Genomic DNA, 15204 nt, shown 5'->3' on the forward strand with positions numbered 1-15204 from the left:
TGAGATGTTTGTTTTCATCTTCAGGAATAAAATAAGCTCTTTTTTTTATGTCATGAATTAAGAAACGGAGGAGTGAGAATATGAATTGTTTTCCATCAAGAAGTGAAGTTGAAAGAATTAAGAAGCAGTACCCAGTCGGGACAAGAATTGAATTAATCAGTATGGAAGATCCCCACGCACCAATTGAAAGTGGCATGCAGGGCGAAGTTGTTTGTATTGACAGCATCGGTACCCTGCATATGAAATGGGATAACGGAAGAACACTTGGTATAGTTCCAGGTGAAGATAGATTCAAAGTTATTTCAAAACCGCAGGAAGAAAGTCCGGAGCAAGAGAAGGAGCAAAATCAATCAATGGGAGGGATGAGTATGTAGGTGAATTATGGCAAGGACATTTTGAATATTAGTGTAGAAAATTACAATGCATTGGAGGACAACAAAGGAATCATATGTTTTTATACTTGAAACCAAGTAAGGTCGGTTGAATTGCTGAAATATGCAATAAACAACCGGCTTTTCTTGTTACTTAAAAGTTCACCAAAAAAGTTCACCAAACAAGGAGGCGATTGGAGGTGGAACATGTAGATATTACAGAAAAAATTTTAACATATTTGAAAAGACATCACACTGGCGAAGGGAAAGCGGTACAAAGCAAAGGCTTGGAATTTAGATTTCAAATGAGCGGCAGAAAAATTCGTGACATCGTTAATGAACTTCGATGCGATGGTTATCCCATCTGTAGTGATGAAAACGGATATTATTATGCTGCAAATAAGAAAGAAGTTATGAGAAGTATTAGTCAGCTAAACAGTAGAATTGAAAAAATCTCTGAAGCAAAGAATGGACTTGTCAATGCCTTGCATCTTTTTCCTAATTCAAATTGTCAGATACAGCTAAAAGTTTGGATTTTGCGAGAAAAGGAGGTGATCAGATATTAACAGCTTTATGAGTTGGATTGGTGGGAAAAAGTCCATGAGAGAATTAATTGTTTCACTTTTCCCCATATATTATGAGCGATACATAGAAGTTTTCGGCGGTGGAGGTTGGGTACTGTTTCACAAACCACCCAACAATGATTTTGAAGTATATAATGACTTTAACAGTTTGCTTGTCAACCTGTACCGCTGTGTTAGAGATTGCTATGAAGAACTGCAGAATGAATTAATGTATGTATTAAATTCCCGTGAGGATTTTGAAAAAATCAAAGAGATGTTGGACAAAGAAACTATTGCTGATGATGTAAAGCGTGCAGCATATTTTTATCAACTGATAAGGTACAGCTATGCTTCTGGTTTGACTAGTTTTGGAAGTCAGCCACATGATATGAGGAGCAATTTTCCTGTCATTGAGCAGGCGCATCGCAGACTTGCAAAGGTAGTTATTGAGAATAAAGATTTTGAGAAACTGATAAGGCAATATGACCGCCCTGTCAGTTTTTTTTATTTGGATCCGCCTTACTATGATACAGAAAAGTACTACAAAAATGTTGGAGAGGAGGGCTTCAGGAAAGAGGATCACATCCGACTTAGGGATACGCTAATTTCTATTGAAGGAAAGTTTCTGTTGTCATATAACGACTGTGAGTTTATTAGAGACCTCTATGATAAGCCGGGAATTGTTATTGAAAGCCACACAAGAATCAATAACATCAAGCAAAGATATGACAACGGCGCCCAATTCCCTGAAATATTAATTGCAAACTATAACCTGCATGAAAAGGCACAAAATGCTCCAAAGCAAATGAACTTATTTGATTCAAAAAATGATTCGTCAGAGGAGGAAACAGATTGAAGCAGACAAAACAAACAAAGCAAAATATAAAGGGTTTTCTATGTGTTCCTATTACAGAAGAGGCTGAAAAGAAAATTGGTGACGTAGGAAAGTTGGAGGCAACAACGATAAAAAATGGTTTAGTGTTTATGAAATCTGAAATGACAGCAATGGAAGTTGTGGAAACGCTGAAGGGGTTGAAAGAGGTAGTGGAAGAACTGTATATAACTCTTGCAGATGCACCTGGAATCTGCGAATGCTGTGACTGTTCAGCAGAAACAGAAGATGCGGTATCAATCAGGCTACCAGAATTCATTTTGGAGGATGCAGGTATTCCGAAAGATGCAAAGCTATGTGCATATACAGATGAAGGCAGCGGAGAAGTGACTGTCATTGAGGCAGAATACAAACATGACTTATCCGACGTTCCAAAAGATATTCTACAGATGCTAAAAGCAATGAGAGTTTGTATGGCAGGTCTAAACAATCGGCTGATGTCGGAGGAAATCATCTATGGAAAACAGGTGTGCCCTAATACCTGCAGAAGCACAAAGAAATGAAAGTACGTTGATGAGTGGAGGTAATGCAATTGAGAGGTATTGAAATAAAGAACGGCTGTATTGTCTACTATGGTAATCCTGCAGGATATATCAAAGAAGATAAGGCGACCGTGGACAAAATGTTTCAAAGCAAGGAATTTGAAGAATGGCTTAACGAAAAGAGACTTATTCCAAATTGGACAGACGGAGTGTTTGAAAAACTTTCAATAGGGGAAAAAATTTCCGAACTACATAAAGAAATAAAACCTCTTAAAAATGTACGTATCTGGCAGTTAAAAGCTGATTCGGATTTTGAACTGAGGTTTAAATCCTATGAGGAAGTCTTAAAGCTCTCAGGAGAACCAAGTATGAAAAATTATGAAACGGTTTATGACGGAGAGCTTGAAACAAATGACTTGGAATCCATCTACACTAAATTCAATATAGAACACCCAAATGGATTTAAGGGACACTCCCTTTCAATTTCCGATGTGGTGGAACTGTACGATGATAGCGGCAGTGAATTTCATTATGTTGACAGGGTTGGATTTCAGAAAATTGGATTTGCAGATCAGCATGAACATGGCATGAGGATGGGCATGTAAATAAATTAAGGAGCGATATATTATGGAAAAAACAGCGAACGAACAGAAGAAAGAGGATACAGGTCTTCACTACGATGTAAAAATTCAAAGCATTAGGCCGGAAGGAACACTAAGAGCAACTGCAACGGTTAATATAAACAGTGCTTTTGCCATACGAGGTGTAAAACTGATGGAGGGTTCTAAAGGATTATTTGTATCAATGCCAAGCTATAAAGCAGGAAACGGTGAATATAAAGATATATGTTTTCCTTGTACAGCGGAAGCCAGAAAAGAGTTTGACAGTGCAGTGATCGGGGCTTATGAGCAGGCAATTACACAGGGGCAGAACCAAGTACAGAAACAGGAAATGCCTGTAGGAACAGAGCAGGGTAATGCTCAAACAATGACAATATAAATTGAATAATAAAATATGATGAAGAAAGAATGAGGTAAATTAGTATGAAAAAATTAATGAGAAGAGTAAATACTTTTGCAGCAGGACAAGTTATTAAAATGAAAAATGCGGTAAGCAACAACAGAGGAGACGGATATATAGATACTGCTGGTGCGTCCGTAAGGGCGTAACAACTGCACAAAGTTGTTACGTCTGCGGACGGTTAGAAAATCTGCTTTAGCAAAGCAGGAATTGAGAAATATCCGGGTTTTATGCCCACAATTCTCTCCAACCAACTTATCTGAAAGGGAAACCGGACAGGGAGTGTAGCATGTTGGTAACGTCATAAGTCAGTTTAACTATCAAGGCTGCGACTGAATGGCAAGGGGAAATGTCAGATATGAGGATAAAGGCTTGATTGCTTTATGAACAGTCCAAGGGGTCATAGTCGAGTCCTTGACACACGATAGTTTAGGTGTCAAGCGGTGCAGGAGCCGTGTAAATCGCGGGCACGGCAGTCCGTGATATTTGCACCGGCCAGCCATAATAAATGGAAAAGGACGAACGTTCTATCCGACAATCTGACAAGCTGTGTTTCTAACCGTCTAAACGGAGATTGCCTAAACCGGAACGCCGTATTTTACGGCTATGCGTAATGCCGCACACACTTATGTGGCGGTGATAAATTTCAAGACCTGAAAGCTCAAGAAAGATGACACTGAATATCCGGCATGGCAACGGAGCCGCCGTAATAGTCCGGGCATGGGAAAGCCATGCACATGGCGAAGGGCGGCAGTTTATCTCTTAATACAAAAAAAGGAAAGGTGCGTGAGGCATTGAGAAATCCAATTGATGTGTTAAACAGTCTGAAAACAAAAGCGTGTAATGAGGGCTATCATTATGAACGCCTGTACCGGAATCTGTATAATGAGGAATTTTTCCTTCTGGCTTATCAAAATATCTACGCCGGTGAGGGAAACATGACTGCAGGAGCAGACGGAAAAACCATAGACGGTATGGGCATGGACAGGATACAAACGCTGATAGAGAGCCTTAAAAATCACAGCTATCAGCCAAACCCCGCACGCCGCACTTACATCGAAAAAAAGAATGGGAAGAAACGCCCGCTGGGTATTCCCTCTTTTGACGACAAACTGGTGCAGGAGGTCGTGCGTATGATTTTAGAGAGTATCTATGAGCCGACATTTTCCAATCTGTCACATGGCTTTCGACCAAACCGGAGCTGTCACACCGCTTTGCAACAAATTCAAGGCACATTCACAGGGGTAAAGTGGTTCATAGAGGGCGACATCTGCGGATTTTTTGACAACATCGACCACGCTGTACTGATAAATGTTCTGCGCAGACAAATCCATGACGAGTATTTCATTGCTCTGCTGTGGAAATTTCTGAAAGCAGGATACGTGGAGGAGTGGAAGTATTACAATACCTATTCCGGCACTCCGCAAGGCTCCATCATCAGTCCAATTCTATCGAATATCTATTTAAACGAGCTGGACAGGTTCATGGAATTGTACATGAAGCAATTTCAAAGTGGGAAAAAGCGTCAAAAATCCGAAGAATACGCAAGCTGGGAACACAAGCTCAAATACCTGCGGTACAGCAAGTACACAAAGGGCAAATGGACAGATTTGACAGTTGAGGAACGGAAAACAGCCAATGACAGCATACAGGCTATCCGAAATGAAATGCTGAAATGCGATTACTCTGACCCACAGGACAGCGGCTACCGCCGTTTGTTTTATGTCCGTTATGCGGATGATTGGCTGTGCGGAGTGATTGGCAGTAAGCAGGACGCAGAGGAAATAAAAGCAGACATTCAGCGGTTCCTTTCAGAAACGCTGAAGCTGGAGCTGTCCGAGGAAAAGACGCTGATAACCAATGCCCGTGATGCGGCACGTTTTTTGAGCTATGATATTTTCATTGCGGATAATGATAATCTGCGTGAAGATAAAAATGGTCATACAAGGCGTGTTCACAATGGCAAGGTGAAGCTGTATGTTCCCCGTGAAAAGTGGCAGAAAAAGCTCATGGATTACCAAGCTCTCGAAATCAAGTATCAAAATGGCAAAGAAATTTTCGTTTCTGTTCACCGAACCTACCTCATCAGCAATGACGACCTTGAAATTTTGCAGCAGTATAACGCTGAAATCAGAGGACTTTACAATTATTATAAAATTGCTGACAACGTGAGCGTCCTCGGTCACTTTAATTATGTGATGAAATTCAGCATGTTCAAGACCTTTGGAGCAAAATACAAGCTCCACATCAGCGGTGTTCGTAGGAAGTACGGTTACAAGCGGTTTGGCGTGAAATATCAGACCAAGCAAGGCGAAAAAACGCTGTATTTCTACGAGGACGGCTTTAAAAAGGTTAAGACTGCTACTGCAAGTCCAGAGGTTGATTACGTTCCCAAGGTATATCGCAACAACAACCCCACCAGTTTGATTTCACGGTTGAGAGCCAAGCACTGCGAATGGTGCGGGGCGACAAATGTAAAGCTGGAAATTCACCATGTTAAAAAGCTTAAGGACTTAAAGGGGAAAAAGCGTTGGGAACGGCTGATGATAGCTCGAAAACGTAAGACACTTGCATTGTGCGTGCAGTGTCACGATAGTTTACACGCTGGAAAATTAGACTGATAGATAAATGGAGAGCCGGATACATTGAGAGGTGTACGTCCGGTTCGGAGGCGAGTAGTCGGAAACCTGCCATAGTAATATGGTAAGGCGCTGGCTACTTAGCCTACTTAAAATATTGATTGCAGTGGTGCTTGGAGCATTGCTTCTTGCAGGGTTGTATGCATTGTTCGGGGATGTAGTAATGCCGACACTTACAAGTAAAATAAAGGGTATGTTCAATTATGCAGGTTAACAGTATCGTTCAAGCGGTGCTGTTTTTTTGTCTAATGGTATGTGCAGCCTGCATAGATATCAGAAAAAGAGAAATCCCACCGCCTATATGGATTTCGGTGGCTCTTGTTTCAGTCCTCGACTTTAAACCTGTTCATATATTAGGCATCATAGCAGCATTTCCATTACTTATTATTGCGACTTGGATAGCACCGAACCGATTGGGTGGCGGTGATGTAAAATTTGTAGCTGCTGCCGGATTGGTGCTCGGACTGCAGGTGACAAACTACGGAGTGATAATAGGCCTAACCCTGCAGGTGCTTATATTTATTGCTTATGCACCTTTAAAGAAAATGAAGGAGAAAGAGGTAAAGAATTGTTCCATGCCTCTTGCACCTTGCTTGGCACTTGGCTTTTGTGCAGTATATTTAATGAAATTGGGAGGAATTATACATGGGTTTATTTAAAAACAGAACAGTGGTTGGAGTGGGTTGCATTGTGCTCTCACTCCTTATTTGTTTTGGCATCACTCCACTATTTAATAAAGGAATCAGTCAGAAGACAGAAATTGTTCGTGTGACAAAAGAAATTAACACAGGTGATGAAATAACAAAGGACATGGTACAGATAGTGGAAGTCGGAGGATATAATCTTCCTCAAAATGTAATAAGGAAGAAGGATACTGTAGTAGGCAGCTATGCACTTGCTGACATGTCGGTTGGAGATTACATATTAGACACAAAAGTATCAAAAATTCCTGCCGCTGAAAATGAGTATTTATATAATTTGGATGGAAGCAAGCAGGCTATTTCAATAACTATCAAAAGTTTTGCAAACGGTCTGTCGGGTAAGCTACAGAGCGGAGATATAGTTTCGGTTATTGCTCCGGATTACAAAAAGCAAGGAGCAACCGTGATTCCGCCTGAACTTAGATATGTGGAAGTAATCTCGGTTACTACTTCTAGCGGTTACGATGCAAACACAGGTGAACAGAAAGATAAGTCAAAAGAATATGAAAGAGAACTGCCATCAACAGTCACACTGCTCGTAACACCAGAACAGGGGAACATATTAGCAAGTCTGGAGGCAGACGGTGCATCTCATCTTTCCCTTGTTTATCGTGAAACACCTGAGAATACAAAGAAATTTCTTGATATGCAGACAAAAATCTTGGGTGAATTATATCCTTCTGAAAAAGGGATTCCTGAAAATTCAACGGATGAAGCATTGACAACGAAAGACATAGAAAAGCATGGAGCTGAGATCACTGCTGAAAATCCCAATGCAAGCGAAAATAGTATCAGTGGCAAGGAGGACTAAGGATGCTCAACTTTAAGAAAAATACAATCTTTTGCCGTGGGACTAAAGAAGAAACGGTAAAGGAAGATATTTTACATAGTGGCGTCCTCGCTGTTTGGGGAAGTCCCGGCTCTGGTAAAACAACCACTGCGGTTAAGTTAGCCAAGTATCTTGCAGATAAAAAGAAAAATGTTGTATTGGTGCTTTGTGATATGACAGCACCAATGCTGCCTTGTATCTGCCCTCCATCTGATTTGGAATGTGAAAAGAACTCGAATTGGCCATATGGGTCGCTTGGCAGTATTCTGTCTGCAGCCCATGTAACGGAGCCACTTGTAAAGTACAATATGATAACCCATAAAAAGATGTCATACCTTACGATGATTGGAATGCTCAAAGGTGAAAATGAATACACCTATGCCTCCTATTCCAAAGTACAGGCACAGGAACTCATTGAGTCCCTTAGAAAGATAGCACCATATGTCATTATTGACTGTGGCAGCTATATAGCAAATGATATTCTTTCTGCTGTTTCGCTTTTGGAGTGCGACAGTGTGCTTCGCCTTGCCAATTGTGATTTGAAATCCATCAGCTATCTTTCCAGTCAGCTGCAGCTCTTGCAAAGCAGCAAATGGGATATGGACAAACAGTACAAGGTGGCATCAAATGTCAAATCCAATCATGATATTGATCATATGGCAGGTGCATTAGGTGCTATTTCTTTTAAACTGCCTTATTCCGAAGAGGTGGAGGAACAGTATCTTGCCGGAAACTTACTAGCCGACTTGACCTTGAAGAACAGCAGGGAGTTACGCAAGGGAATAGAAAAAATCGCTAAGGAGGTATTTGGTTGTTAAAAAATATGAAAAGCAATTCTGTGTTTCAAGAGGAGAGCACGGAACAAAAAGCTCTGTTTGAAGAAGAAAATAACACTGGAACAGAACGAAATGTTCCATTGGCAAGAGAAGCTGGCGCAACGAGCAAAATTAAAACTCCTGAAATGGAAAAGAGAATTGAAGAATTACTGAACACCACAAAAAATCAGAAGAATCTAAAGGAGCTGGGTGCTGACAATCGTACTCACTCCATATTTTTTATGCCTGAATCAGAAAAAAAGGATTTTCAGACAGTCTTAAAGGATGTACAGGAATATATCTCAAACAATTATTCCGTTTTGATTACAAATCAAGATATGGAAGATGCCAAAGAGCAGATGAAGCGATATATCGGAAAATATGTTATGGATGAGAGAATTGCGGTAAATGGGATGGACGGACAGGAACTAATTGATGCCCTTTATACCGAAATGGCAGAGTATGGTTTCATTACAAAATATATCTTCGGAAAAGGAATTGAGGAAATTGATATCAACTCATGGCGGGATATAGAAGTGCAATATTCCGATGGCAGAAATGTAAAACTGGATGAGCATTTTGATTCTCCAGATCATGCAGTCAATGTAATTAGAAGAATGCTCCATGTCTCCGGGATGGTTCTTGATAACGCAAGTCCGGCAGTACTCGGACATTTATCTAAGAACATCCGTATTGCGGTACTCAAGACACCTCTTGTCGATGAAGATGTGGGAATTGCAGCATCCATTCGTATTGTTAATCCTCAGAGTATGAAAAAAGAAGATTTTGTACGCAGTGGAACAGCGACTCAGCAGATGCTTGAATTTCTATCTAATCTTATCCGGTATGGAATCTCAGTTTGTGTGGCAGGTGCAACAAGCTCCGGCAAGACCACGGTACTTGGATGGCTGCTGACAACTATTCCGAATAATAAAAGAATATATACCATTGAAAACGGATCTCGTGAGCTCGATTTGACGAGGCTTGAAGATGGAAAAGTGGTCAATTCCGTTATTCACACTATTACACGTGACAGTGAAAATGAAAAGCAAAGAGTAGATCAAATCATGCTCCTTGATATGGCACTTCGTTTTAATCCGGATATTGCAGTGGTTGGAGAAATGCGTGGAGCAGAAGCAAATGCCGCACAGGAGGCAGCTAGAACAGGTATTGCCGTACTTACAACCATTCATGCCAATTCCTGTGAGGCAACCTACCGAAGAATGGTTTCGCTTTGTAAACGTGCCGTGGATATGTCTGATGAAACGCTGATGGGATATGTAACAGAGGCCTATCCTATTATTGTGTTCTGCAAACAGCTTGAAAACAAGCAGAGACGTATGATGGAGATTATGGAGTGTGAAATTCTGCCTGATGGGACCAGAAATTACAGGACGCTGTTTCAGTATGTCATTACAGAGAACCAAATGGATGATACAGGCAGGTTTCATATCAGTGGTTATCATGAACAGAAAAGCTTTATTTCTGATAGCTTAGCAAAAAGACTGCTTGAAAACGGAATGCCTCTTGAAATGATAAAAAATATGCAAGGAAGGGAGGGATAATCGAATGAATGTTATTTTGTTAATTGCCTGTGTTGGAATGATAACGGGCTTTTTTATACTGTTTTCCATGTCACCGATGGAGTTCACTGATAATATTTTTACAACTCTTCTGAGTAAGCCTCGAAGCCTCAAGGATGAAATCAATGAAACTACCAAGCGTAAGAAAATGTCTTTTTTGAGACGTGAAGTAACAGAGGTACAGTCAATTTTGAAAAATACTGGTCGTGAGCAAAAGTTCCCTATGCTCTGTGCAGTATCTTTGCTTTTGTTTGCAATAGGGTGTGCCATTGCCATCATGCTTGGCAATTTCTTTATGCTTCCTGTTCTTGCAGTTGGATTTATGTTCGTGCCATTCTGGTATGTAAGGCTTACGCAGACACACTTTAAAAAGGACATTGCTGCAGAACTTGAAACAGCGCTTTCCATCATAACCACAGCATACCTGCGAAATGAAGACATTCTGACTGCAGTTGAAGAAAATATGAATTATCTGAATCCCCCTGTTTTGTCTGTATTCAAAGCATTTGTCTGTCGGATTAAAATGATAAATCCAGATATTACGGCAGGTTTGCAGGATATGAGGGGGCAGATAGAAAATGATGTGTTTCGTGAATGGTGTGATTGCTTGATTGCCTGTCAGCTTGATAGAAACCTAAAAACCACACTGACACCCATCGTTTCCAAACTTTCGGATATGCGTGTGGTAAACGGAGAACTTGAAAATATGGTCTTTGAACCAAGGAAAGAATTCATTGCAATGCAAATTTTGGTAATTGGTAATATACCGCTATTGTATTTCTTGAATAAGGACTGGTATCACACACTGATGCACACACCTCTTGGACAGATCATTCTTGCAATCTGCTTTACAGCAGTCTTTGTTTCGGCGGCATTTGTAATAAGGCTGACACAGCCAATTGAGTATAGGAGGTAGCCGAACATGACAATATTAATCATTTTATTCGGCACACTGTTTGCCGCTGGGATATTCTTTATTCTTGCAGATGCTTTGAAATTACCGTCCCTTGCCGCTGGCAAGGCAATGCTGTCGGCTGCTAAGCAAGGTAATAAAAAAGCAAAAAGCATCGATGTTTTCATGAACGGTTGGGCAGTAAGGCTTGCAAAATATATCCCCGTTGATGAGTACAAAAAGAATCGTATGAAAAATACACTGCATGCAGCCGGAATGAATCAAACTCCGGAAGAATTTATTGCATTTGCTCTTGTAAAATCAAGTCTTGTGGCGCTTGGAGTCATTCCCTGCCTTATGATTTTGCCGCTGCTTGCACCAATTTTGTTATTCCTTGCTGTGCTGGTATACTTTAAGCAAATTAAAAAAGCTGATGAAAAGCTATCTACTAAAAGAGAAAAGATTGAAGTAGAACTGCCGAGATTTGTAGCAACCATAACACAGGAACTGAAGGCAAGCAGAGATGTGCTTGCCATTCTAGAAAACTTTAAGAAAAATGCAGGGGACGATTTTGCAAATGAACTGGATGTTTTAACAGCGGATATGCGTTCAAGCAGCTATGAGGCAGCTCTTACAAGATTTGAGGCAAGGATTAATTCTCCTATGCTTTCAGACATAACAAGAGGATTGCTTAGTGTTCTTCGCGGCGATGACGGGGCAATGTATTTTCAAATGCTTGCTCATGACATGAAACAGCTGGAACTTCAAAGATTGAAGGCACAGGCCATGAAGATACCTCCAAAGATAAGGGTGTTCAGCTTTATTATGCTCATGTGTTTCATCCTGACTTATATGGCAGTCATTGTTTCTGAAATTCTTCGTTCTCTGGGCGGAATGTTTTAGGAGGTGGCAAATTGAAACGGATATTACAAAGCAATCGCGGAGAAGGTTATATTGATGTTGTTGTACTAGTGCTGTGTGCAATGCTAATAATTGCAATCGCGGTTAAAGTATTCCCGGCGTATATTGCTAAACAACAGATAGATACCTTTGCCACTGAACTGGTGAGAGAGGCAGAAATTGCAGGCAGAGTGGGAACAGAAACTACAAGACGAGAAATTTTACTAAGAGAAAAAACCGGGATTACTCCAACCGTCAGATGGTCAAAGACAGGCCAGATACAGTTGAATGAAGAAATATCAGTAACAGTAACTTATGATATTAACATAGGACTATTTGGAGGATTTGGTTCCTTTCCTATTACTTTGCAAGCTGATGCGGCAGGAAAGGGGGAAGTTTATTGGAAGTAGGTAAACCAAGAAAGGTATTGGCAAATAACAAAGGAAGTGGATTTCCTCTTGCAGTAGCTATTACCCTTTGCCTTGTCATGATATTCACAGGAATATCAGAGTATTTCAGACTTATTATTGTGGCGCAAGGTGTCCGTGATGCAATGCAGAGTGCTGTCATTTCCACCATCAGTGATAACTATGATGATGTTTATCATGGAGTGCGTGAGGGATATTCAGGAGGATATCAGCCAATAGATGCGGATTTCGAGGAATCTGTTGATTATGGTAATATTTATGATAAAATGGAGACAATCCTCGGATTAAATCAAAGTAGTGAATACCATTTAAAAGTTACAAGTGACGGTAAAACACAATTTAAAATTTGGGATTTGGACGTGGATATACAAAATGCTCCTCTTGCAGGCGGTGACCAAGCAGGACAAAGATTTATAATTGACAGTTCCATTATGCTTGAGGTTCCCGTATCGTTTGGAGGAAAATTGCTACCGAGCATGCAGATAAAAGTTAAAAGCAGTGCAGGTTACACACCTAAGTTTTAACTTTCTTACAGCTTTTAAAATTATGTAGTAGACATATCAGAACTCCTGTGGTAGGGTGTGCCTTAAAGAAGGAAAATTGATAACAAAATAAGGAGGCGATTGCTTATGAATAATATAAATGATAAAACAAAAAAACGACTGATTATAGCAGGCGGACTTATAGTAAGCATAATGCTTATCATAATGATAGCAGCGCAATTTAAGAAAGAACCGGTTAAAGAGGTTTCTGTCTCGTCGCCATCAGCAGCACTGGTAAGTACAGATACAGTTACAGTTACACCAGCCGAAGCTTCAAAAACTCAAAAGGATATAGTTGTTCAGGATAGCAAGGTGGCAGAAACAACAAAATCAAAAACTCAAGCACCAAATACTGCTATTTCAAGTGGGACAAAGCAGACTATCCAGCCAGACCCTGTCAAGCCAACGGCTCCTACAGAGAAACCAAAATCTACGGATAAGACTTCAGACGAAAAGCCTACGGTTACTGGGAAACCAAAGACTACTGTAAAGGACAATACGATTAGCAAGACAGAACCGAAGGGCGGAGAGAAGAAGGACGGGGAAATTTATGTGCCGGGTTTTGGATGGGTTAAGGATAATGGTGGGGGAAGTCAGGGAGAAGTAGTAGGCTCTGATGGAGACATCAACAAGCAGGTTGGTACAATGGACTAATAACTAAATGGAATATTAAATATTGAAGCACAGCAGAAAAATGCTGTGCTTTTTATATTTTTAACGGAGGCTGTACATGAAGAAATTAATATGTAATATTTTTTTAATTCTTACATTAATGACAGCATTATTGTTTCCGAATGCTGCATTTGCCGAGGGTCAAGGCAATATTGATAATGGTGGTGGAGGAATGGGAAACAGTTCTAAAGAAAATTATTGGACTGGTGATGATGGAGTGCGAGTAACAGTTGTTAGAGTAAATGATAAAAAACCAGTGACTGTTCCGATAGACTTTACAAATAAAAAGCCCAGTAGTATTAGAGTTCATTTTGGAAAGGTATGTAAGTCTACATATTTAGATAGCAGATCATTAACACTAAACACATCTATTTATACGTATAAAATACCAGATAAAACTATGCCTAAAATTATTAGAACAAAGAGTAGACAAGCGGATATCAAAGAGATTAAAAAGTATTTTTGTTCAGAATATATGGTTACTACTATCTCAAATCTCACTGGCTTTAACTATGAAATACTCACCAACGGTGACTATAAAATCCTATTGGAACCAATTGCCTACATGACTTTTATGGGTATTAATATGGCGATGACAGCCACTGAAGCTGCACTTTATGACCAGCAGCTCAGTGGGGAATTGCGCAGAAGAATGGTGTCACTCTCGAATAAGAACCTTCCGCTTGCAATGTTTCTGGAAGTTTCTGACCTCGGTTATCCTGCATGGTCAGGATCAACTACAACTCCGGCATCTGATGAAGATATAATATCCTCTCTTGGGATTGGAATTGTAAGATTTTCGGAGACAGAAGAGCCGCCGGAGGTAAATGACAGTAGCTATACGTACAGAGTAAACACAGAGGTTATTACAGCAGTAACAGTTAGAGGAGGAAAGTCTGACCCTGATAATCCGGTTACCGTACAATTTAACATAGGAGGCGTTTTCTATTCAGTAGGAAATGTATTTTATCCAGATGGAGAAAGCCAGCTTGCATGGGTAAAGTGGAGAACTCCTTCTGTTCCTCAGACCATGAAAATTAATGTATCTGTTTCAGGCAACGGAAACTCTGATAGTGGAGTTATTATTGCAAGAATTGTAGATTTGTCAAGGAATGACCCTCCAAACCCTCTCGCAGATGATACAAATGATTCGTTTTCTCCTGCTTCTATCCCTGCAAGACCAGAAAAAACAAGAGCAGACTGGAGTATCTGGAGACCTTGGTGGCAGGAGAATTGGGTAGATGAAGGACTTTGGAACAGTTACTTCTGGACTGACAGTGAAGGTAAAGAACATACAGGTAGTACATGGATAGAGAATTGGGTAGATCGAGGATGGTGGGAGTTTAACCTCGACAGGTATTATGCCACATTTTCTTCGGATATGAGTATCAGCTGTGATAGTAAGAATCCTACTGCAAATGGCAGAACAATGAAGAGCGGATATGGGATTAATGAAGCAGTTACTGCATCGGTAAGCAGCAATCAAAGTACTGCCGTCACATACCCACAAAATGCAGTATCCTACTTCCCTGAGTTTCAATATAAAACTTACTGGAGACTGCTTGAAAAGATGCAAGGCGGTTCAATAGCGAAATTCGAGTTTCAAAAAAACCCGTACAGCACCTATAAGAACCGAACACACTTCACACCAATATGGATGCCCGATGGAAGTTATATAGTCAATACATGGGTTCTTGATTCATGGACACCGGTTGGAATGCTGTCAATGAACTTAACAGACTCACTGATGATAAGGGGCAGTTTGTGGGATGACTGGCACAGTGCGATACGTTCCTAACTGAAAAGGTTAGGCGCTAAACAAAAGAACGTAAAATGTTCAGTTTAGGAGAACTGATATTCCAATGGGTGGAATGA

At 40.4% G+C, this 15204-nt stretch carries 18 protein-coding genes and 1 pseudogene; all 19 read left to right on the forward strand.

What is annotated here, in order from left to right; translation table 11 throughout:
* Window positions 1-80: 80 nt before the first annotated feature.
* The 19 genes and pseudogenes from LY28_RS13960 to LY28_RS14040 all read left to right on the forward strand — a co-directional run bounded on the left by LY28_RS13960 (window position 81) and on the right by LY28_RS14040 (window position 15127).
* Entirely contained in the window at window positions 81-374 is a 294-nt protein-coding gene (locus tag LY28_RS13960; RefSeq protein ID WP_110462807.1) for a DUF4314 domain-containing protein, read from the forward strand.
* A 197-nt stretch (window positions 375-571) separates the two neighbouring features.
* Window positions 572-937, forward strand: a complete 366-nt coding sequence (locus tag LY28_RS13965) for a hypothetical protein (protein ID WP_110462808.1) — start codon at window positions 572-574, stop codon at window positions 935-937.
* Window positions 938-944: 7 nt separating this feature from the next.
* Window positions 945-1790 (forward strand): DNA adenine methylase, encoded by an 846-nt coding sequence (locus LY28_RS13970; protein WP_110462809.1) that lies wholly within the window; start codon window positions 945-947, stop codon window positions 1788-1790.
* Window positions 1787-2329, forward strand: coding sequence for a hypothetical protein (locus LY28_RS13975; protein ID WP_110462810.1), 543 nt, complete (start codon window positions 1787-1789; stop codon window positions 2327-2329). Before LY28_RS13970 ends, LY28_RS13975 begins: the two co-directional genes overlap by 4 nt.
* 23 nt (window positions 2330-2352) lie before the next feature.
* On the forward strand, window positions 2353-2913 hold the full coding sequence (locus tag LY28_RS13980) for a YodL domain-containing protein (RefSeq protein ID WP_422785010.1): 561 nt from the start codon (window positions 2353-2355) through the stop codon (window positions 2911-2913).
* Between the two features lie 22 nt (window positions 2914-2935).
* Complete coding sequence (locus LY28_RS13985) at window positions 2936-3307, forward strand: SpoVG family protein (RefSeq protein ID WP_110462812.1); 372 nt, start codon at window positions 2936-2938, stop codon at window positions 3305-3307.
* A 44-nt stretch (window positions 3308-3351) separates the two neighbouring features.
* Window positions 3352-3477, forward strand: a complete 126-nt coding sequence (locus tag LY28_RS19695) for a hypothetical protein (protein ID WP_278303666.1) — start codon at window positions 3352-3354, stop codon at window positions 3475-3477.
* 645 nt (window positions 3478-4122) lie between these two features.
* Window positions 4123-5949, forward strand: a complete 1827-nt coding sequence (locus LY28_RS13990; RefSeq protein WP_110462827.1) for a reverse transcriptase/maturase family protein — start codon at window positions 4123-4125, stop codon at window positions 5947-5949.
* Window positions 5950-6055: 106 nt separating this feature from the next.
* A pseudogene (locus LY28_RS19565) lies at window positions 6056-6181 on the forward strand (DUF6133 family protein); the annotation flags it as partial.
* Entirely contained in the window at window positions 6171-6626 is a 456-nt protein-coding gene (locus tag LY28_RS13995) for a prepilin peptidase (RefSeq protein WP_110462813.1), read from the forward strand. The pseudogene LY28_RS19565 and the gene LY28_RS13995, both read left to right, overlap by 11 nt.
* Window positions 6613-7479, forward strand: coding sequence for a Flp pilus assembly protein CpaB (gene cpaB, locus LY28_RS14000; protein WP_110462814.1), 867 nt, complete (start codon window positions 6613-6615; stop codon window positions 7477-7479). Before LY28_RS13995 ends, cpaB begins: the two co-directional genes overlap by 14 nt.
* A gap of 2 nt (window positions 7480-7481) precedes the next feature.
* Window positions 7482-8315, forward strand: a complete 834-nt coding sequence (locus LY28_RS14005) for a nucleotide-binding protein (protein ID WP_110462815.1) — start codon at window positions 7482-7484, stop codon at window positions 8313-8315.
* A 143-nt stretch (window positions 8316-8458) separates the two neighbouring features.
* The gene (locus tag LY28_RS14010; protein ID WP_207658103.1) at window positions 8459-9877 is read left to right on the forward strand and encodes an ATPase, T2SS/T4P/T4SS family; all 1419 of its coding nucleotides are present in this window, start codon (window positions 8459-8461) and stop codon (window positions 9875-9877) included.
* Between the two features lie 4 nt (window positions 9878-9881).
* Window positions 9882-10811 (forward strand): type II secretion system F family protein, encoded by a 930-nt coding sequence (locus tag LY28_RS14015; RefSeq protein ID WP_110462817.1) that lies wholly within the window; start codon window positions 9882-9884, stop codon window positions 10809-10811.
* Window positions 10812-10817: 6 nt separating this feature from the next.
* Window positions 10818-11690, forward strand: a complete 873-nt coding sequence (locus tag LY28_RS14020; RefSeq protein ID WP_110462818.1) for a secretion protein F — start codon at window positions 10818-10820, stop codon at window positions 11688-11690.
* 11 nt (window positions 11691-11701) lie between these two features.
* Window positions 11702-12097: a DUF4320 family protein gene (locus LY28_RS14025; protein ID WP_110462819.1), complete on the forward strand. Its 396-nt coding sequence runs from the start codon at window positions 11702-11704 to the stop codon at window positions 12095-12097.
* On the forward strand, window positions 12088-12639 hold the full coding sequence (locus LY28_RS14030) for a hypothetical protein (RefSeq protein WP_110462820.1): 552 nt from the start codon (window positions 12088-12090) through the stop codon (window positions 12637-12639). The genes LY28_RS14025 and LY28_RS14030 overlap by 10 nt, the downstream gene beginning before the upstream one ends.
* 105 nt (window positions 12640-12744) lie before the next feature.
* On the forward strand, window positions 12745-13311 hold the full coding sequence (locus LY28_RS14035; protein WP_110462821.1) for a DUF6550 family protein: 567 nt from the start codon (window positions 12745-12747) through the stop codon (window positions 13309-13311).
* 76 nt (window positions 13312-13387) lie between these two features.
* Window positions 13388-15127, forward strand: coding sequence for a DUF8193 domain-containing protein (locus tag LY28_RS14040; protein ID WP_110462822.1), 1740 nt, complete (start codon window positions 13388-13390; stop codon window positions 15125-15127).
* Window positions 15128-15204: the final 77 nt, after the last annotated feature.

The organism is Ruminiclostridium sufflavum DSM 19573 (genome assembly GCF_003208175.1).
In the GTDB taxonomy this organism is placed as follows: Bacteria; Bacillota; Clostridia; order Acetivibrionales; family DSM-1351; genus Ruminiclostridium; species Ruminiclostridium sufflavum.